The organism is Corynebacterium sp. KPL2895, assembly GCF_040225815.1.
GTDB classification, from domain to species: domain Bacteria; phylum Actinomycetota; class Actinomycetes; order Mycobacteriales; family Mycobacteriaceae; genus Corynebacterium; species Corynebacterium rhinophilum.
In genome coordinates this window covers 72,202-91,163 of sequence record NZ_JBEHFY010000003.1, presented here as the reverse complement: position 1 = coordinate 91,163, position 18,962 = coordinate 72,202, and the positions used below count along the sequence as shown (strand labels likewise).

Annotated in this window: 16 protein-coding genes and 1 pseudogene; 6 read left to right on the top strand and 11 right to left on the bottom strand. The window is 59.8% G+C overall.

All coding sequences use genetic code 11. The features are described from left to right. Positions 1 to 5: 5 nt before the first annotated feature. Genes hisB through hisD form a run of 3 tightly spaced genes read right to left on the bottom strand, consistent with a single transcriptional unit; the run spans position 6 to position 3,035 of the window. Complete coding sequence (hisB, locus tag ABRP95_RS02175) at positions 6 to 608, bottom strand: imidazoleglycerol-phosphate dehydratase HisB (RefSeq protein WP_284784493.1); 603 nt, start codon at positions 606 to 608, stop codon at positions 6 to 8. Between the two features lie 3 nt (positions 609 to 611). Continuing rightward, positions 612 to 1,724, bottom strand: coding sequence for a histidinol-phosphate transaminase (locus tag ABRP95_RS02170; protein WP_349838880.1), 1,113 nt, complete (start codon positions 1,722 to 1,724; stop codon positions 612 to 614). Further along, complete coding sequence (hisD, locus tag ABRP95_RS02165) at positions 1,725 to 3,035, bottom strand: histidinol dehydrogenase (protein WP_284784640.1); 1,311 nt, start codon at positions 3,033 to 3,035, stop codon at positions 1,725 to 1,727. Positions 3,036 to 3,172: 137 nt separating this feature from the next. Between hisD and ABRP95_RS02160 the strand changes: the two genes are divergently transcribed. Further along, on the top strand, positions 3,173 to 4,072 hold the full coding sequence (locus tag ABRP95_RS02160) for a YbjN domain-containing protein (RefSeq protein WP_349838879.1): 900 nt from the start codon (positions 3,173 to 3,175) through the stop codon (positions 4,070 to 4,072). On the opposite strand, the gene ABRP95_RS02155 is transcribed toward ABRP95_RS02160, so the two are convergent. Both ABRP95_RS02155 and ABRP95_RS02150 read right to left on the bottom strand, forming a co-directional pair. Further along, complete coding sequence (locus tag ABRP95_RS02155; protein WP_349838878.1) at positions 4,059 to 4,490, bottom strand: hypothetical protein; 432 nt, start codon at positions 4,488 to 4,490, stop codon at positions 4,059 to 4,061. The genes ABRP95_RS02160 and ABRP95_RS02155 overlap by 14 nt on opposite strands. 118 nt (positions 4,491 to 4,608) lie before the next feature. After that, entirely contained in the window at positions 4,609 to 5,370 is a 762-nt protein-coding gene (locus ABRP95_RS02150) for a hypothetical protein (RefSeq protein ID WP_284769547.1), read from the bottom strand. A 161-nt stretch (positions 5,371 to 5,531) separates the two neighbouring features. Here ABRP95_RS02150 and ABRP95_RS02145 point away from each other — a divergent pair, with 161 nt between their 5' ends. The 4 genes from ABRP95_RS02145 (at position 5,532) to ABRP95_RS02130 (ending at position 9,245) form a co-directional block, all read left to right on the top strand. Beyond that, positions 5,532 to 6,065, top strand: coding sequence for a TetR family transcriptional regulator (locus ABRP95_RS02145; RefSeq protein WP_284795996.1), 534 nt, complete (start codon positions 5,532 to 5,534; stop codon positions 6,063 to 6,065). A 101-nt stretch (positions 6,066 to 6,166) separates the two neighbouring features. After that, complete coding sequence (locus ABRP95_RS02140; protein ID WP_349838877.1) at positions 6,167 to 7,546, top strand: 3'-5' exonuclease; 1,380 nt, start codon at positions 6,167 to 6,169, stop codon at positions 7,544 to 7,546. Positions 7,547 to 7,618: 72 nt separating this feature from the next. Then, positions 7,619 to 8,236 (top strand): hypothetical protein, encoded by a 618-nt coding sequence (locus ABRP95_RS02135; protein WP_349838876.1) that lies wholly within the window; start codon positions 7,619 to 7,621, stop codon positions 8,234 to 8,236. 10 nt (positions 8,237 to 8,246) lie between these two features. Then, the gene (locus ABRP95_RS02130) at positions 8,247 to 9,245 is read left to right on the top strand and encodes a GTP pyrophosphokinase (RefSeq protein ID WP_023017266.1); all 999 of its coding nucleotides are present in this window, start codon (positions 8,247 to 8,249) and stop codon (positions 9,243 to 9,245) included. On the opposite strand, the gene ABRP95_RS02125 is transcribed toward ABRP95_RS02130, so the two are convergent. The 5 genes and pseudogenes from ABRP95_RS02125 to ABRP95_RS02105 all read right to left on the bottom strand — a co-directional run. Continuing rightward, complete coding sequence (locus tag ABRP95_RS02125) at positions 9,242 to 9,631, bottom strand: RNA-binding S4 domain-containing protein (protein ID WP_284769542.1); 390 nt, start codon at positions 9,629 to 9,631, stop codon at positions 9,242 to 9,244. The genes ABRP95_RS02130 and ABRP95_RS02125 overlap by 4 nt on opposite strands. Continuing rightward, complete coding sequence (locus ABRP95_RS02120; protein WP_284769541.1) at positions 9,631 to 9,870, bottom strand: hypothetical protein; 240 nt, start codon at positions 9,868 to 9,870, stop codon at positions 9,631 to 9,633. Before ABRP95_RS02120 ends, ABRP95_RS02125 begins: the two co-directional genes overlap by 1 nt. Beyond that, positions 9,867 to 10,511 (bottom strand): YigZ family protein, encoded by a 645-nt coding sequence (locus ABRP95_RS02115; protein WP_349838875.1) that lies wholly within the window; start codon positions 10,509 to 10,511, stop codon positions 9,867 to 9,869. The genes ABRP95_RS02120 and ABRP95_RS02115 overlap by 4 nt, the downstream gene beginning before the upstream one ends. Further along, the gene (gene ilvA, locus ABRP95_RS02110; RefSeq protein ID WP_349838327.1) at positions 10,511 to 11,779 is read right to left on the bottom strand and encodes a threonine ammonia-lyase IlvA; all 1,269 of its coding nucleotides are present in this window, start codon (positions 11,777 to 11,779) and stop codon (positions 10,511 to 10,513) included. Before ilvA ends, ABRP95_RS02115 begins: the two co-directional genes overlap by 1 nt. A 232-nt stretch (positions 11,780 to 12,011) precedes the next feature. Further along, a pseudogene (locus ABRP95_RS02105) lies at positions 12,012 to 13,191 on the bottom strand (IS3 family transposase); the annotation flags it as partial. Between the two features lie 72 nt (positions 13,192 to 13,263). On the opposite strand from ABRP95_RS02105, the gene ABRP95_RS02100 reads away from it, so the two are divergent. Further along, positions 13,264 to 15,099: a choice-of-anchor I family protein gene (locus ABRP95_RS02100; protein WP_502880345.1), complete on the top strand. Its 1,836-nt coding sequence runs from the start codon at positions 13,264 to 13,266 to the stop codon at positions 15,097 to 15,099. Between the two features lie 249 nt (positions 15,100 to 15,348). Here ABRP95_RS02100 and dnaE read toward each other — a convergent pair whose 3' ends face one another. Continuing rightward, the gene (gene dnaE, locus ABRP95_RS02095; RefSeq protein WP_349838874.1) at positions 15,349 to 18,921 is read right to left on the bottom strand and encodes a DNA polymerase III subunit alpha; all 3,573 of its coding nucleotides are present in this window, start codon (positions 18,919 to 18,921) and stop codon (positions 15,349 to 15,351) included. Positions 18,922 to 18,962: the final 41 nt, after the last annotated feature.

Below are 18,962 nucleotides of genomic sequence, written 5' to 3'. Positions count from 1 at the left end.
ACGGGCTACAGGGCTCCCTTCGTCGAAGGGATGCCAGTCTGGCGCGGATCTTGGTCCACGGCAGCGCGCAGCGCGCGGGCTACAGCCTTGTATTCCGCCTCGGTCACGTGGTGCGGATCGCGGCCGTAGCGCACGTTGACGTGCAGGGTAATGGCTGCGTGCGTGGCCAGGGATTCGAAGAAGTGGCGGTTAATCACCGTGGCATAGTGCCCGCCGATGATCTGCCACTGCAGGTGTTCCGGCTCGCCATTCATCACGAAGTATGCACGGCCCGAAAAGTCCACTACCGCCTCTACCAGCGCTTCATCCATGGGTAGTAATTGGGAGCCGAAGCGGCGAATCCCGGCCTTGTCCCCCACGGCTTCCCGCAGGGCCTGGCCTAGCACGATGGCGGTATCTTCCACGGTGTGGTGGGCGTCAACCTCCACGTCACCAGTAGCCTTTACCCGCAGGTCAAATAGACCGTGTGTGGCAAATGCGGTAAGCATATGGTCAAAGAACGGCAGCCCAGTGGAAATATCGCTTTTCCCGGTGCCGTCTAGGTCGATGGAAACGGTGATATCCGATTCCGATGTTGCTCTTTGGGCACGCCCCACACGGTTTGTCATATCTCACTCCTTTGAAGTATCCGCTCCTACTGTAGTCGCTAGCTTTTCCGCCGCAGCCAGAAAGGCCGCATTTTCTTCTGGCAGGCCGATGGTCACACGCAAGTACCCGTCGATCCCTACATCGCGGATGAGCACCTCTTCGTCCAAGAACTGTTCCCACACGCGGTGTTGGTCTGCAAAATTGCCAAAGAAAAGGAAATTCGATTCGCTCGGCATGACGGTATAGCCCATCTCGTGCAGGCGCCCTGCCACCATGTCGCGTTCGGCGGCGATGGTCGCCACGGTGGCGAGGGTATCTGCGCTGTGACGCAGGGCCACAGTGGCCGCTGCCTGGGATAAGACGGACAGGTGATACGGCAGGCGTACCAGCATGATGGCCTCCACAAAGGCCGGGTCCGCCACGAAATACCCCAAGCGACCGCCGGCAAAGTCGAAGGCCTTCGACATCGTGCGCGAGACCACGAGCTTGGTGGGGTATTTTTCTAACAGGCTCGTCGCAGACGGCGAGTCAGAAAACTCGGCGTAGGCTTCGTCGACGATGACGATGCCGGGGGCGGCATCGATAAGCGCGGCAATATCCTCCAGGCTGGTTACCCCGCCGGTGGGGTTATTTGGGGTAGTAACAAAGATGACGTCGGGCTGGTGCTCGGCCACCGCCGCCAAGGCGCGCTCCATGTCGATGGTGAAGTTCTCATCGCGCGGGCACTCGATAAAACGCGTGTGGGTACCAGCAGAAAGGATCGGGTGCATGGAATATGACGGCGTAAATCCCAGCACGCTGCGCCCGGGTCCGCCGAAGGCCTGCAAAAGCTGTTGCAGGATCTCATTGGAACCGTTGGCTGCCCAGACCTGCTCGTAGGTGACATCCACTCCGGTTTGCTGCGAAACGTAGCGGGCTAACTCGGTGCGCAGTTCGACCGCATCGCGCTCTGGGTAGCGGTTGAGCGAGCTGGCGCAGCGGCGGACCTCGTCCACGAGGGCATCGACAAGCGCGGGCGAAGGCGGGAAAGGATTCTCGTTAGTATTGAGTTGGTAGGCCACCCGCAGCTGCGGGGCACCGTAAGCGGTCTCGCCGCGCAATTCCTCACGCAGCGGTAGGTCATGTAGCTGGGCCATTTATTTCTCCTCGAATCGGGCTCGAATGGCCTCCCCGTGGGCGGGAAGGCGCTCGGCATTAGCAAAGGCAATGACGTTGGGGGCGATTTCTTCCAGGGCGCCGCGGTCATAATCGATGAGATTGACCGGCCGGAGGAAGGTGTGGGTAGAAAGCCCAGCCGAAAACCGCGCCGTGCCCGAGGTAGGCAGCACGTGGTTGGAACCGGCCGAATAGTCCCCTAAAGGCACCGGGGAATACGCCCCGACGAAGATGGCGCCGGCATGGTTGATGCGCTCTGCCACGGCGTGCGGCTCCGCTGTGTGGATTTCTAGGTGCTCGGCGGCATAAGCATTCGCCACCGCGATGCCCGCGTCCACGGAATCCACCAGCACGATGCCGGATTGCTCACCGGTTAAAGCCTCGGCGGCGCGGGCGGAGTTCTCCGTCGCCGTATAGCGGCGCTCAACCTCCTGATTTACCTGCTGGGCCACGCTTTCCGATGCCGTAATTAACACGCTTGCCGCCATCGGATCATGCTCCGCCTGAGAGATGAGGTCATAGGCAACGTAGACGGGATTTGCGGTCTCATCCGCCAAAATGGCGATTTCGGTCGGGCCAGCCTCCGCATCGGTGCCGACCACCCCGCGCACCGCCCTTTTCGCCGCCGCGACAAAGATATTGCCCGGCCCGGTAATCATGTCCACGGGCTCTACGTCTTCGTCCGCATCGCCGTAGGCCAAAAGCGCTACCGCCTGGCCGCCACCAACGGCCCAGACTTCCTCCACGCCCAGCATGTGGCACGTGGCCAAGACCGTAGGGTGTGGCAATCCTCCGTGATCTTTTTGGGGCGGGGAGGCGACCACCAAGCTGGAGGCACCGGCCTCTTGCGCGGGCACGGTATTCATGATGACTGAAGACGGGTAGACCGCCTTGCCGCCGGGAACATAGAGGCCAACGCGCTCGATGGGGCGGAATACCTCTGTCACGGTGGCGCCGGGTGCCAGCTGCGTCGTGTGCGGATCCGGCTTTTGGTCAGCATGCACGCGGCGCACTCGCGCAATGGAGGCCTCGATGGCCGAGCGCACCTGGGGATCAAGATCTTCGGCGGCCCGCTCCAGTTCCGCCTGGGGCACGCGCAGGGACGACGGGCGCACCCCATCGAATTGCTCCCCATAATCCAACGCCGCTTGGACGCCTTCGTCGCGCACCTTATTCACCATCGGCACGACGGTGCCCATAACGGAATTGACATCGGTGCCACCGCGCGGAAGGACGCGGCGCAGCGTGGCGGGGCGGAGCTGTTGACCGCGGAGATCGATGGTTCGAAGCATTCCTGGCTCACTTTCTGGTTGATCACCGTGGGCTATATCTGTAGACAAACCAATATACTATCGCCCAAAGCGCCGCGGGGACACCCTCTTGAACGATAGACTCAGATCAACTTTCAGCGAAGGCGAGTGTGCGGTGCATGATGATCGAATTTGAATCCACCAGTCTTGAGCGGCACCTGCGCGCCATCGTCCGCGAGCTTGATTATTCCTATTGGGCGCTACCTACTGGGGAACTCGTCATTTCCCATGGGCAGGAGGGGTCCACGCTGGTATTTGTATCGCAGGCCGACGATGTGGTTATCCACCTGCACACCACTCTGCGCGGCGCGGTTGACTTGGGCGAGGCCGCCGCGCTGTCCCGATTTATCACCGCGTGGAATGCCGATTGCCTCTACCCCACCGCCGTGCTGGACTATGACGAGGCAGGTTCGCTAGTGCTGAGTGGGCAGAGCCACTTCAGTACTGGAACTGCACCAACGCACGATCAATTGGCCGCTTTTGTGCCCGCCGCACTCAACGGCGCAGAGGTACTCATCAGCGTGGCGACGCGCGAGTTTCCCACCCTGGCCCAAGAACCAGAACTTGTGCTCGCTCCAGACGATGCCGCTATACAGCCCGCGTTCACTTTGGATCTCCTTGCCGCCGCTCTGCCACAAATAGGCATCGACCGCTTCCATAGCGATGGGGAAATCTGCCTATTTGCCCTAGTCAATTCCATCGCTTGCACCTTTACCCTCGACTCTGGGCCAAGCCTCATCATCACAGGCCGGTGGGATCTGAATGCGGATGAGGACGATTTCACCCGTTTGTTTTTGATCTGCAATGACTGGAACCGAGCGAACCACAGCGCCACGGCCTACTGCCGCTCCACCGACGACGGCCTCCATATCCATGTCGATGTGCCGACCCTGACCGGGGCGGGCCTTAACCAAGGCCAACTGCTGCGGGTTTTAAGCCACAGCCTCGATGCGATCCTGCACGCAATCGATGACATCGCGCGAGAATTCTGTGGCAGCTCCCCGGTTAAGTGGGCGTAACTACTTCACGTTGCGCACTGGCCTCTTGAGCGGACTCATTGCCGGCAGCTTCCCAGTCCGCGTCGGAGCTAATAAACGCGGTACACCAGTAGGAAAACATGGCCAAAAATGGGGCTACCGCCCAGGCCACGGCCGGCGAAAAATTCGGCGCAAATTCCACGACGTCCCCTGGGTTCTCCGGCGGGTGCGTTGCGGTGATGCCACCAAAGACGTAGAAGGAAGCCGCACCGGTAAGCGCGCATAGCCCTACCCACAGCATCATCGAGAGACCGCGCCCGCGGCGCTGGGAAAATGCAGCCAGTCCGAGGCACAGCCCCAAGAAACCCGTGACGAGTGCAAAGGTCATAAACGCGACGAATTGTGCGTTGCCCACCGCTTCAATGGCGTAGCCGCCACCGTCAACAGCATGCCCGGTCATCGTAGGGCGCATAAACCCCCAAAGCGCGCCACAGATGCCGAAAACGAACAGGGAACACGCCAGGAGCCCCGCACCGAAACCGAGAGTGCGGGGCAAGCGAGCTTGGCGGAAAGACAATTTAGTTACAGAAGGTCCAGTTACCGTCCTCGCGGCGGAAACGAACGGTGGAGGTATCGGTACCTTCCGGGTTCGACACGCTCACGGTAGCGGAGGCATCATCGCCATTGACCACAACGTCATTGATCGATTCCAGCTTGGTGGAGGTAGGGATGGCCTCTAGCTGGTTGGCAAACTCGTTAATCTTGGCATTGCCCTGGCTTTGCTGGCGCATGGAGTTTGCGTATTCCGCAAAGGACTGGTTGGGCAGGCTATCGACGTAGTTGAGGTACTGCTGAAAATCCCCGGACTCGCCTTCGCGCACGGCCTTGCAGGCATGTGCTGGCATGTAGCCAAAGTAGTCCTTGACATTGTCAATCTCATGCTGTCCGCGCACCAACTGCTCAATGGCCTGCTTATCGCCATCGCTTGCTTCGTGCCCACCTTCAATGGGCTTGATGTCCTGGGCGTTGGCGAAGGGATCGTCCCCATTCTCAATGGGGTTTGCGTTGGCGCCCGCATTGCCGCCTTCTTCACCCTTCTCCTTAGGGTCCTCGGCGGCCTTTTTCTTGTCCTTTTCTTCCTTCTTGTCCTTATCGGCGTCTTTGTCCTCAGACTTTTTCGCCGATTCCTTCGCGGAGGTCTCAGAGGACGTGGTAGCAGGCGAAGACGACGTGGTCTTCGTCGAATCGTCCTCATCGTCCGAGCTACATGCAGCTAAGGCAAGCGGGGCAACCATAGCGACCGCGAAAAGGGACTTCTTTGCAGGGGTCAAAAAGGACAAGGGAGAGCTCCTGAATCAATCTTTCGAATGCGAAGCCGCCTCACGACGGGTTCTGTTGTCCCCGCAATCCTAACAATGCAAGTTTGCAAGAGACATTATTGCAGTCTTAAAAGTACCTGTGAGCTATTCCTTGCCGCGCTGAAACACGTACAATTTCCACTGTGCAACTACATCGCGAGAGCATCATCGAGGCCGCCACGACCCTATTGAATACTTATGGGCTTGCCGATGTCACCATGCGCCGCGTCGCTTCCTCCCTCGGCGTTGCTCCAGGCGCATTGTATTGGCACATCGCCAATAAGCAGGCGCTCATTGCCGCTCTTGCCGAAGATACTATCGCCCCCGTCGCCGGCTCCACGCTGGAAGAGATTAGCCTGCACCTGCGCGAATTGCTCCTGGCCCGCCGCGATGGAGCGGAGGTTGCCATAGCTGGGCTCTCCCAGCCTGATTCCCCGGCATGGGATCACCTCGTCGCGCAGTTTAGCTCCGCCACCTGCCCTGATTTCGATGATACTGCTCGCAAGGCCGCTGCCCTTTCTGCAGTTCACCTCGTCCTAGGCGCCACGCTGCTCGAGCAATCTCAGCGCCAACTGCTAGAAACCACCGGCGGGACCACCGCGGCCGACTATCGCGCCGATTTGGTGCATGGCGTGCAGATTATCAATGCCGGTTTGCAGCACAGCGGGGCGGATTAAAACTCTTCACCCCCGCGGCGGATTTCCCATCAGCACAAGCGAGTACGATCTCTGTGCAGCAGCCCTCTTTAGATTGTCACCTCAGAAGAAAGGCCATTTTCGTGTCGTATCCCGCGCATGGCGTATTCATCGATGTCACTGCGGAAAAAATCGTGCTTCACCGCAGCCTGCTCTCCCGCAGCTTGGGCGCGCCTGTCACCGCAGAAATCGCGCTCGATGCCATCGATGACCTGCGCGTCCACGAACCCACCGCCACCGGTTTTGGTTCGCTGTCCCTAGGCAGTGCCGGCAGCATTGCCTTCGCGCCGCACCAGGATCCCCACCGCGTGGCGCGCGCCATTGAGGCGGCACAAAAGGGCTACGCACCGCCGGAAGCAGCAGCCGCTCCCGAACCCGCAGCAGCTACAACCCCAACCGCTAGCGAAGAAAACCCAGGGCTTGATTTCGTTGCGGTAGATGTAGAAACCGCCAATGATAATTGGGGATCCATCTGCCAGATCGGCGCCGTGCGTTACCGCGATGGCCAAGAAACCGCGTCCCAGTCGTGGCTGTGCACCCCTCCCCCAGGTTTGGAGCACTTTGCCGAAATCAATATCTCCATCCACGGGATTACTGCCGCCGATGTCGAAGGTGCCATGCCCTTTGCCACAGCGGCCGCAGAGCTCTTTGACTTCATCGGCAGCGATGTCATCGTCGCGCACAATGTCCAATTCGACTCATCCGCGCTGCGCTCCGGGTTGCTGGCAGCCGGCGCCGATGTCCCCACCATCCCGCTGGCCTGTTCGCTCGCTTTGTCCCGCGACGCTTCCAAGCAAGGTGTTATCTCGGTGGCCAACCACAAGCTTCCCACCGTGGTGAAACACCTAGGCGGTGCCTCTTTTACCCACCACGATGCCACCGAGGACGCCCGCGCAGCCGGCACCATCATCACCAGGCTGGCCCAACGCTTCGGGCATACCGGAAGCATCACCGATCTCTTTACCAGCCGCGAGTTTCGCCTCGGCTGCCTCGGATCCTCGGCCATCCTGCCGGTCCTGCGCGCGCATACTGCGCCCACCTCCGGCGACGATCTGGGCGCCGGCACCGATTTCCGCGATTCCACCCGGTCCGCGGGAACCAGCAAGAAGTCGGCTTCCTCCAGCCGGGCACCGTGGCAGGCCGTTGCCACCCCGGATACCATCCCGGATCCCAATCCCGACGCCGATCCTCAAGGCGCACTCTACGGCCAGCACGTCACCCTGACCGGCGATTTCGATCCATACGATAAGGGGCTGCTGTGGCAGGGCATCGCCAAGCGCGGTGGGCAAGTGGGCAAAAACGTCACCAAGAAGACTACGCTGCTCGTCGTCGGCGAATGGGCGAAGAAGACCTCCAAGGAAAAGCGCGCCGAAGAGCTGCAAGAAAAGGGCCAGGACATCACCATGTGGACCGGCGCCCAGCTCTTTTCCGAGCTGGAGCTCGACGCCGAGCCGCCTTTTTAAACCCGCAGGGAACCACCCGGCCATTTCTCCAGTCCTATAAGGGCGGATACGCACTACCTTGGAGAAATCGCCATGACCCTTACGCTCGACGCACCCCGCCCCACCACCACTAATTTGCTGCCGGCGCTATTCGCGCGGTCGTGGATTAAGCACCAGCGGCTTTCCGATGACGGCTTTTGCGACTCCCTCGCCACCATCCAGCTCTCCCCCAACCTGTCGATGGCGCTGGTCTTTCCCGGGCAGCGCACTTTTCGCCGGCTCAGCCACCGCGGCCTCGCGGACCTGGATGTCTCGACCCGCCAGGCGTGGAATTGTGCCTCGCTGAATCTGCAGCGCTCCGCGCTCGACTCGCAGGGCCTGCGCTTTTGGACTCGCCCTGCCCACTGCGCCCTGCCTGCCGCAGCGCCCTATGGCGGCCTGCAAGTCCGCTCCCACGGCGCCCCGATTTCTTCGTGGTTAGCGCACCCAGAAACCTTCACCGTGCTGGATAAACACATGCGTCGCCTCATGCGTTCGCATTCTTTGACCTACCTGGTGCCGGATTCCGCGACGGTTTTTGTCTTCGCCCACCTACCCGATGAATATGCCCGCGACCTCGCCCACACCGCCGCCGAACAACTTCCCCGCCATCGCACCGTTTTACATTCGCGCCCGCTAGTATGGTCTAACGGATTTCCCCGCGAATTATGAGAGGAGCACCATGGCGGAAAGCAGGATGTCGCGGCTGAGCAATCAGTACCATGCCTGGACCCGCAGCCACCCCACGGCGGCGGAGGATTTTCGCACCGCCATCGAGGATCTGCTCAATGACGCCGGCATCATCTTTGACCGGGTATCCACCCGCGTCAAGGCGTGGTCCTCACTCAAGCGCAAGGCCAAGAAGCGGGGCGAGGGCGGCGATTTTATCTACCCCACCCCGTGGGATGATATCCACGATGTCATGGGCGTGCGCGTCACCTTGTACCACTCCACCACCATTCCCAATGCGCTAGACGTGCTGGGCGAGTCCTTCAAGGTCGTGCGCTCTGTGGATAAGGCGGCCGAGACCCGCATTTCCGGCGGCTTTGGGTACGGCTCCCACCACCTGGTGCTCACCGTGACCGACGATAGTGCGGCGGCCATGGAGGAGCTCGCCGATTTCGTGGGCTGGACCTTTGAGGTACAAATTCGCACCGTGCTGCAGCACGCATGGGCGGAATTCGAGCACGATATCCGCTATAAGCAAGGCCCTACCCCGCCCTCGCCTGAGGTGGACCGCCTATTTACACTGGCCGCCGGCCTCATCGAATTAGCCGATCAGCAATTCGATGAGATCGCCGCGCTCAAAGCCCCGCGCACGGAGGCGGATACGGACGTGGAGCTTACCCCGGAAACCTTACCTGGCGTCCTGGCCATCATTTTGGGCAATCGCTTCCCGCTTTCACGCTCGGAGCACTACCGCTTCCTCGCGGAAATCTTGGAGGAAAACGATATCCGATCCTTAGACCAGCTCGAGCAGCTGCTTGACGATGACGCCATTGCCCACGTCCACGACACCATGCGCTATCGCTTTCGGCCCGGCCAAGTGCGCCTTATCGATGATCTGCTGCTCAATAAGTTTGGCAAGCAGCACATCGAAGCCACCGCTGAATCTGGCGACCGCGCCGGCCGGCGGCGCCGCCTGAACGCGCGCCTTAAGGCGCTGCGCGCAAACTCTTAGCGGAATCCGCCGCGGAATTTTTCCATATCGCGGCGTTCCTTCTTCGTCGGCCTACCCGCGCCGCGGGGGCGAACCGGCACCGCGGGCTGGAATTCCTTGGGCGGTGGTGGCGGCGCGTGATCGGTATAGCAGGTGCGCGCCACCGGCGCGCCCACGCGCTTAGCGACGGTAGCCAGCACCTCCAAATCGTGCTCGTGGTGGTTGCGCCACACGCGCACCCTATCGCCCGGCACGACTTGTTGGGCGGGTTTTACCGCTTCACCGTTTATTTTCACGTGCCCGGCGCGCACCGCGGTGGCTGCGGCGGATCGGGTTTTGAACATGCGCACCGCCCATACCCAAGCATCAATGCGGACGGGGCGGCCGCTTGGCTGCGGGGTAGGCATTAATAATTATTGTGGTTCTCGTTGACGATTTTGCGGATCTTCAACCAGTTATATCCACCGCCTACCACGGCGATGATAAGGCCCAAAATCATCCAAGCGGCAAAATTAGCAGAAAGCACACCTAAAACGACTCCTGCGCCGACACCACCGGCAACGGAAATAACGGCGTTGCGGGAGTGCTTGCGCACCTGCTGCTTACGCTGCGCAATGGGGTTATTCGGTCGCTGCTGCATAGTCATGACCGAGATCCTACCTCAACCCAGGCAGAACCTGCTTCGCGCGCGCTGATTTCACCTTGGGAAAGCGCGGCGAGCATAGCCTGGAGCTCATCGAGCCCACCCGGGCGCACGGCGACCGTAAAAGTCACGGCTGCGCCGTATTCGGTGTCGGTAATATCGATGCCGCGCCCGCGCAAATCCGCCTCGAGACGCCCGGCCGTGGCGTGCGGGCATTCCACCGTATAAAGCTCCCGGCGAGCCCGGGTGACCGCCTCGACCTTCTCCATGGCCTCGCTAACCGCCCCGCCATAGGCATGCACGAGGCCGCCCGCGCCCAACTTGATACCGCCGAAGTACCGCACGACCACCGCACAAATATCAAGCATTCCAGAGCCCTTTACCACATCCAGCATGGGCTTTCCGGCCGTCCCGGAAGGCTCGCCATCATCGGAGGAACGCTCCACGGGGTTCGCATCGTCGACGTGGTAGACATATGCGGAGCAGTGGTGGCGGGCATCGGGAAAGCGCTGTCGGGCGGCATCGATAAACGCCCGTGCTTCTTCCTCATTCGTCACCCGGCCGATCAAGGTGATAAACCGCGAGCGTTTGATCTCAATTTCGTGCTCCACCTGGCCGGTGGGACGCCGATACGAATCGCGCATTAGGCCACCAAGAAATCGTACTCGGGGGTATTCGGCTGCAGGTGCTGCACCGAAATCTTGGACTCAGCCATCCGCTCCTTCAGCCCTGCCAGGTCTTCGGCGCGGCTAAGCTGAATGCCCACCAGCGCGGCACCGGTCTCGCGGTTATTGCGCTTGAGGTACTCGAAGAGCGTGATGTCATCGCTGGGCCCCAGGATTTCAGACAAGAAGTGGCGCAGCTGGCCCGGTTCCTGCGGGAAATTGACCAAGAAGTAGTGCTTTAGGCCGCGGTGCACCAGCGAGCGCTCCATGATTTCGGCGTAGCGCAACACGTCATTATTGCCCCCAGAAATCACGCAGACCACCGTCGAACCCGGCTCCAGCGGCACCCGCTGCAGCCCAGCCACGGACAGTGCACCCGCGGGCTCGGCGATAATCCCCTCATTTTGGTACAGGTTGAGCAGGTCCGTGCACACCGCCCCCTCAGAGACCGTGTCCCAGTGCAGGCGCTCTTGGTTGGCCTCCAAAATCTTATACGGCAGCGAGCCCAGGCGCTTGACTGCCGCGCCATCGACAAACGGATCCACGCTGTCTAGTGCCACCGGCCCGCCGTTGCGGAAGGCTGCTCTTAGCGATGCCGCCCCTTCCGGCTCCACTCCTACCACCTTGGCGTGCGGTGCCATATCCGCCATATAGGAGGTGATGCCAGAAATCAGCCCGCCGCCGCCGACGGGCACGACGATGGTGTCGACCGAGGCGCCCTTTGCCGAAAGCTGCGCCAAGACTTCCGCCGCGACAGTGCCTTGGCCGATGATGGTATCGCGGGCATCGAAGGGCTCGATGAAGGTGGCGTGGCGCTCGGCGGCATCGGCATGCGCGGCGGCCGCGGCCTCGTCAAAGTTGGCACCCACGACGACGAGTTCCACCTGGTCTCCGCCGTGCACGTGGATGCGGTCGCGCTTTTGCATGGGTGTGGGCTCTGGGACGAAAATCTTGCCCGGAATCCCCATGGTGCGGCAGGCATAGGCCACGCCTTGTGCATGGTTGCCAGCCGATGCCGTCACGATGCCCCGCTCCCGCTCCTGCTGCGACAGACTGGAGATGCTATTGAGCGCACCGCGAATCTTATACGAGCGCACGTCCTGGAGATCTTCGCGCTTTAAATAGACCTCACAGCCCGTTTCCGCAGAAAGCCGGGGGCAATACTGCAACGGCGTCGGCGCGATTTCGGAGCTGATGCGTGCCTGCGCCTGCTGGATATCGGATGCGTGGATGGTCGATTCAGTCATGATTGCAGAGTCTACCCGCCCTACCTAGTGCTCGACCGATTCACCTATATTTCATTCCGGTTTAGCGCAACGGTTACGTGGGATCGAGATAATGGAGTGCTCCACAAGAAAGGACTCTCTCTATGTTTAAGCGCACCTCCATCGGCATGGCCGCCTGCCTTGTGCTCAGCTGCGCCCCTGCTGCCAACGCGTATGGGCCCGACCCCCGAAAAGTGGACACATCGGGGGCTAGCTATGCTGCTGTGGTCAGTATAGCCGAAGACTTGGTTTCAAAGACATCAGGCGCTACGAGATTGCACCAGGAGTGCCGCCGGCGCGTGTTATAGCGCATGCACCACCGGAAGACCTCTTGGCGACAGGTAATTGGGTTGTCAAAGACTTTCCGATCACGTAGCACTTCACGTTTTAAGGTGGCGTTAAATGACTCTGCCAGGGCATTATCGGCACTAGTTCCCACCGCTCCCATGGACTGGCGGACACCTAACGACGAGCAGTAGTTCCTAAAGGTTTGTGAGGTGTACACACTGCCGTGATCAGAATGGAAAATAGCCCCGTCAAGACTGCCGCGCACGTCGTGTGCGTGGGCTAGGGCATCGATGACCAGTGAGACACGCATGTGGTCTGCGAGTGCATAACCTGCAAGTTTCCGTGAGTAAGTGTCACTGACTGTGGCCAAATACATGTTCTTGCCGCCCTTACACGGCAGGTATGTAATGTCGCCGACATACACACGATTCGGCTCGTTGGCGGTGAATGTACGGCCTAGTAAATCCGGCATGACACGGTGACCAGGCTTGCGCCGGGTGGTGATGCATCGACGCCGTTTGCTAAAGCCTTTTAGTCCCATGGTTTTCATGATGCGTGCAACCTTCTTGTGATTGACCGGGGTATACGCCAGGTCTTCCTTAAGGCTTGCGGCGATGCGTTTAGCCCCATAAAGACCATGCTCATCATCGAAGATGGTTGTGATCCTTGCACCAATAAGACCGTCAGAATATATCTTTAACCTGCGCTTTTTGCGGGTGCTCACCCACTTGTAAAACGAGGAACGATTCAGCTTTAAAACGTGGCACATCCGCATAAGCCGAGTATTCGGTTCGGTGGTCATCGACAAACTGGAAGCGGATCACCAGTGAGTTGCTTTAAGCAAAATATTTCGCGGCCTTACGCAGGATATCGCGTTCTTCGCGCAGCTTAGAGACTTCCTTTTCCAGCTGGCGGATTCGCGCAGAATCATTCGCCGCTTGGGCTTTATCATGCACTGCTTTTATGCGGGCACGTTTGCCGGTGCCGTACTTTTTGACCCAAGCATGTAGCGAGGCTCGATTGATACCGAGCTCTGCTGATGCTTTGTTCAGCGAGAGGTCCTCATTGTTCTCATAGAGGGCTACGGCATCGCGTTTGAACTGTTCTCAGTACCTGGACATGGTGGTAGATTACCAATCTTGCCAGCTCGACTGGGCTGGATATCAGGTGTCCACCAAATGGGGGTCAGGTCCCATATCGTCGATAATGTTGTAGAACACTCCGCCGACAATGCTGCGGTAAGGCTAAGCCCCATCGGCTCCTATGAGGCCGGGGTGATCGGCAAATCAGCAGCGGAAATCGTGGCCTACCACGCCGCCTCCCAGCGTATTCTCACGGTGAATGCGCAATCGGGCAAGGTGGATATACTGGACGCCTCCGACCCCACCAATCCTAATAAGGTTGCTGAGGTCTCCGCCGGCGGCGATAAGGAGATCAACTCCGTGGCGGTGCGTCCCGATGGCCTCGCCGTCGCCGCCGTGCAGCAGGCAGACAAGACCGAAAACGGCGAAGCCTTGATTTTCGATGTTACTTCCGCCGAAGAGCTTGGCCGCGTGCCGCTCGGCGCGCTGCCAGATAACGTGCACATCACCAAAGACGGTGCCTATGCCTTGACCGCGAATGAGGGTGAGCCCTCCGATGAGCTCAACTCCGACGGTACCGAATACGCAAAAGACCCAGAAGGAACCGTGTCCGTCATTTCCCTGCCAGACGGCGTTGCGGCCCCCTCTGTTGCCGATGTTCGCACCGCCGATTTCCGCGCCTTCGATGGCGCAGATGCAGAACTTGACCCGTCCATTCGCGTCTTCGGCCCAGAAAACCACCACAACAAGCCTTCGCTTGACTTTGAGCCGGAGTATATTTCCTCCGCCGATGGCAAGGCGTATGTCACCTTGCAAGAAAATAACGCTATCGCAGTGGTCGATATTGCCTCCGCCACCTTAGACAAGGTGTTGCCCGCCCACATCGCGGACCACTCAGATGTCCCCATTGATCCCTCCAATAAGGACGGCGCGGCAAAGCTGCGTACGATCCCTGTGCATGGCCTGTCCATGCCGGATTCGATTGGCGCCTTCCAGACCAACGGCGAGACCTACTTCGCCACCGCTAATGAGGGCGATGCCCGCGAATGGGGCGGCTATACCGATGAGGTCAAGCTGAAAGATCTTGTTGAAGAGGGCCAGATCTGTGATTCTGTCGACCTGCCAGAAGGCATCGAGGACAAGAAATACGCCGGCAACCTAAAGTTGAGTAATGCCTCTGGATGGAACGAGGAAAAGGGCTGCTTCGATGGCCTGTATTCCTACGGGTCCCGCTCCTTTAGCATTTACGATGCCGAGGGCAACGTCGTCTTCGATTCCGGCTCCGACTTCGAGGAAATCACCAAGGACATCGAGGGACTTAACTTCAATGCCGATAATGAGGATCCCGACTTTGACGATCGCTCCAATAATAAAGGCCCCGAACCGGAAGCTCTGACGATTGGAACAGTTGGTGACCGAACCTATGCCTTCATCGGTATGGAGCGCGTGGGCGGCATCTTTGTCTATGACGTCACCGACCCCGCTCATGCCGAGTTCGTCACCTATAGCAATAACCGCGATTTCGCCGTGGACTATAACGAGGACAATGCCGCCGCCACCAGGTTGGCCGGCGACTTGGGCCCCGAGGGGCTAGCATTCGTTAGCAAGGAAGACTCTCCTACCGACGATGCCCTCCTTATCGCCGGCAACGAGGTGTCCGGGACCACCACGGTCTTCTCTGTCGCCGATCTCGTAGGCGGCTCCGAGGACGAAGGCGACAACGCCTCCGATGAAGACGGCGACGTTCCTGACGATGCCCCCGGGGCATGGCTGCCGGGAGACGGCTCCAGCAGCATCGCGAAGGGCGTTGGAATCATCGCTGGCGTCATTGCCCTCGGCGCCATGTTGAGCGGTGTTCTACACTTCATGCCGCAGGTAGCCGATCAATTCTATAAGATGCTTCCAGAACCGGTCCGTCAGCTACTTCCGTAGATTTCGGTATTAAAGCGGTGGCATTTGGGGCGCGCGATCAGCTCCCCAGCCACCGCCTGCCTGCTCTTCTTGTACTACATTGCCAGCGGTGACCGCGCGGGAACTTGTGCGCTTTCACAAATCCGACCCATGGACGGCACGCCAACTTCTGAAACAGAAGCGGGCGTTTTCTGCTGTCACCGCAGGTGCAGCGATATTGCTTTCCCTGGACTGCGGTAACAGTGTATGTAAAAGGTGCAGGAGGAGTTTCTATCCCAAAATACCTGCGCCCATCGTGGCCTTCAGGTCTCCCATGAGGTTGCCGGATCGTTCCACGCGGAGGTGCTCACCGAGGACCATGGTGGTGGATTGGTCGCCCTCGACAAGCTCAAGGTAGACATCGGACTCACCGTGATTTTTAACCAAGACCTGCTTGAGTCGGGCGATATTTTCCATCGTGCACTGGTCTGTACGCATGGTCAGGCGCAGTGGCAGGCTCGCGCCACCGCCTGGCCCCAGCTCGGGAACGCGAATATCGGAACAAAACAGCGACCGGCGCTCATCGCGCACCTTCACGTTGACGCGCGCTAAGATGATGTTGTCTTCCACAATATGCGGCGCTGCCAGCGAGTAGACCTTGTTAAAGACCAAGATCTCTACCTGCGCGCCGTTGTGGTCTTCTACCGTGACAATCGCCCACGGGGAACCATCGCGCTTAGAAAAGCGGCGGTCCACACCGGAAATGATGCCGCCGATGATGAGTTCCTGCCCATTGTGCACCTCATCGTTGAGGATCTTGGTCAACGGCGTATTGGTCTGTGCAGCCAGGGCCTCTTCGAACCCGTCGAGTGGGTGGCCAGAGACGTAGAGCCCCAGCATCTCTCGTTCTAGCGCCAACTCGTGCTTGCGATCCCATGAATCGTCCGGCACATCAATGGCAAAGGCGCCCTCCGAGGAGGCATCGTCGCCACCGCCAAAGCCGGCAAAGAGGTCGAATTGCCCCTTATCCGCCGCCTTCTTGGTGGTCTGCACGGCATCGACGGCGTCCTCGTGAATCAGCATGAGGCCCTTGCGCGGCTGCTGGAAATCATCAAAGGCACCGGCCTTAATCAGCGCCTCGGTCACGCGTTTGGAACACGCTGCCAAATCGATCTTGTCAAGGTAATCACTAAAGGACGTAAACGCCCCCTTTGCCTTGCGCGAAGCAATGATGGATTCGACGACTTCCGAGCCCACATTGCGGATAGCGCCCATGCCGAAGCGAATATCCTCGCCCACAGCCTGGAAGTCCTCTTCGGATTCATTGACCGAGGGCGGCAAAACGTTAATGCCCAAGTGGCGGCAATCCGACAGGTAGATGGCGGACTTATCCTTCTTATCGCCCACAGAGGTCAACAGCGCTGCCATGTATTCCGGTGCGTAATAGGCCTTGAGGTAGGCCGTCCAGAACGAGACCAACCCGTAGCCCGCGGCGTGGGACTTGTTAAACGCGTACGACGCGAAGGGCTCGATGGTCCCCCACAGGGCATCCATGGCGGATTTAGAGTAGCCATTTTCTTGCATGCCACCCCAAAATTTATCGTATTGCTGGGCTAGGACCTCGGGCTTTTTCTTACCCATCGCCTTACGGAAGCCGTCTGCCTCACCGGCGGTGTAGTTCGCCACCTTCTGCGAGATACGCATGATCTGCTCCTGGTAAACGATGAGACCATACGTCTCATCCAGGATTTCCTTCAGCGGCTCTTCGAGCTCAGGGTGAATCGGGGTGATTTCCTTACGCCCGTTCTTGCGGTCGGCGTAGTCCCAGTGAGCATTCACGCCCATCGGGCCGGGGCGGTACAGGGCCAAGGAGGCCACGATGTCTTTGAAGCCGGTAGGCTTCATGCGCTTGAGCAGCTCCTGCATACCGCCGGAGTCCAGCTGGAACACGCCCAAGGTATCCCCGCGCGAGAGCAGGTCATAGACCTTGGAGACCTTGGGGTCATCGGCATGCAGCTGCTCGAGCTGCACTTCTTCGCCGCGGTTGCGCTTAATGTTTTCGATGGCATCGCCAATAACGGTGAGGTTGCGCAGGCCCAAAAAGTCCATCTTCAGCAGGCCAATGGCCTCGCAGGCGGGGTAATCCCAGCCGGTGATATAGGCGCCATCGGCAGGCCGCTTCCACATCGGGATGTGGTCCATCAACCGCACGGAAGCCATAATCACCGCGCAGGCGTGCACGCCGGCCTGGCGGACGACGCCTTCCAAACCGCGCGCGGTGTCATAAATCTTTTTCACATCCGGGTCGGTTTCCACCATCTGGCGGACCTCGGCGGCCTCGGAATAGCGCTCGTGGTCGGGGTCAGTAATGCCCCGCAGCGGAATATCCTTCGCCATAATCGCCGGGGGCAGCGCGCCGTTGATGCGGTCGGCCATCTGGAAGCCGGGCTGGCCAAAGTGCACCTTGGCGGAGTCCTTAATGGCCTGCTTGGTTTTCACCGTGCCGAAGGTAATGACCTGGGCTACCTTATCCTCTCCCCAGCGCTCGGCGGCGTAGGTAATCATCTCGCCGCGGCGGCGATCGTCGAAGTCGATATCGATATCGGGGGCGGACGGGCGCTCGGGGTTCAAAAAGCGCTCGAAGAGCAGGTCGTGTTCCAGCGGATCAATATTGGTAATGGTCAGCGCGTAGGCCACGAGCGCGCCCGCCGCAGAACCACGGCCGGGCCCCACACGGATGCCTACAGAACGCGCGTACTTAATAAGCTCCGCCACGATGAGGAAGTAGGACGGGTAGCCCTTCATCTCAATCACGGAAATCTCGTACTTGGCGCGCTCAATGTAGTCCTCCGGCACCTCGCGCCCGGGGAACCGCCGCTGCAGCCCCTCCATCACCTCGTGGGTCAGCCAGGAGGTGGGCGTGTGGCCCTCGGGGACATCGGCAATGGGCATGCGGTCGTGGGTGTGTTCCTCCCACACCTCGCTGTAGTCCTGCACGCGCTCGGCAATCCACAGGGTGTTATCGCAGCCATCCGGAATCAGGTCGTCCCAGGTATCGCGCATCTGCGCGGCGGACTTGATGTAGTAGCCGGTACCGCCGAACTTGAAGCGGTCTGGGTCCATAAACGTCTTACCGGTCTGCACGCACAGCATGGCCTCGTGCGCCGGCGCCTGGGATTCCAGCACGTAGTGGCAGTCATTGGTCACCAGCGGCGGCAGGTCCAGCTTGCGGCCGATTTCGAGCAACCCATCGCGCGTGCGCTTTTCGATGTCCAGCCCATGGTCCATCAACTCCAAGAAGAAGTTGTCCTTGCCATAGATGTCTTGCCACATGGCCGCGGCCTCGAGGGCCTCATTGAATTGACCGAGGCGCAGGCGGGTCTGTACATCGCCGGATGGGCAGCCGGTGGTGGCGATGATGCCATCAGCATGCTCAGCGATGAGCTCCGCATCCATGCGCGGCCACTTGCCCAGCTGGCCTTCGTAGGAGGCGAGCGAGGACAACGTGAACAGGTTGCGCAGCCCGGTGGCGTTTTCCGCGATCATCGTCTGGTGCAAATACGCACCCGAGGCGGAGACATCGTCGCGCTTTTGATCCGGAGTGCCCCACAACACGCGTTTTTTATTAAAGCGCGATTCCGGGGCCATGTAGGCCTCGATGCCGATGATGGGTTTCACCCCGGCGCTGGTCATGCGCTTGTAAAAGGCATCGGATCCATACATATTGCCGTGGTCTGTCATGCCCACGGCGGGCATGTTTTGCTTGACCGCCTCATCAGCCAACATATCGACCTTGGCCATGCCGTCCAGCATGGAGAACTCGGTATGGTTATGCAGGTGGACGAAGGAGGAATTTTTGGCCATGCGGTCATCTTAGCGGGGCGGTCAAGATGACGATATTATGC

Bases quoted from the DNA above. Each gene is read 5' to 3' on its own strand.
- dnaE (WP_349838874.1), bottom strand. From the start codon at position 18,921: ATGGCCAAAAATTCCTCCTTCGTCCACCTGCATAACCATACCGAGTTC.
- ABRP95_RS02125 (WP_284769542.1), bottom strand. From the start codon at position 9,631: ATGCCTACCCCGCAGCCAAGCGGCCGCCCCGTCCGCATTGATGCTTGG.
- ABRP95_RS02170 (WP_349838880.1), bottom strand. From the start codon at position 1,724: ATGGCCCAGCTACATGACCTACCGCTGCGTGAGGAATTGCGCGGCGAG.
- ABRP95_RS02155 (WP_349838878.1), bottom strand. From the start codon at position 4,490: ATGACCGGGCATGCTGTTGACGGTGGCGGCTACGCCATTGAAGCGGTG.
- ABRP95_RS02130 (WP_023017266.1), top strand. From the start codon at position 8,247: ATGGCGGAAAGCAGGATGTCGCGGCTGAGCAATCAGTACCATGCCTGG.
- ABRP95_RS02135 (WP_349838876.1), top strand. From the start codon at position 7,619: ATGACCCTTACGCTCGACGCACCCCGCCCCACCACCACTAATTTGCTG.
- hisB (WP_284784493.1), bottom strand. From the start codon at position 608: ATGACAAACCGTGTGGGGCGTGCCCAAAGAGCAACATCGGAATCGGAT.
- ABRP95_RS02115 (WP_349838875.1), bottom strand. From the start codon at position 10,511: ATGCGCGATTCGTATCGGCGTCCCACCGGCCAGGTGGAGCACGAAATT.
- hisD (WP_284784640.1), bottom strand. From the start codon at position 3,035: ATGCTTCGAACCATCGATCTCCGCGGTCAACAGCTCCGCCCCGCCACG.
- ABRP95_RS02100 (WP_502880345.1), top strand. From the start codon at position 13,264: ATGGGGGTCAGGTCCCATATCGTCGATAATGTTGTAGAACACTCCGCC.
- ABRP95_RS02120 (WP_284769541.1), bottom strand. From the start codon at position 9,870: ATGACTATGCAGCAGCGACCGAATAACCCCATTGCGCAGCGTAAGCAG.
- ABRP95_RS02160 (WP_349838879.1), top strand. From the start codon at position 3,173: ATGATGATCGAATTTGAATCCACCAGTCTTGAGCGGCACCTGCGCGCC.
- ilvA (WP_349838327.1), bottom strand. From the start codon at position 11,779: ATGACTGAATCGACCATCCACGCATCCGATATCCAGCAGGCGCAGGCA.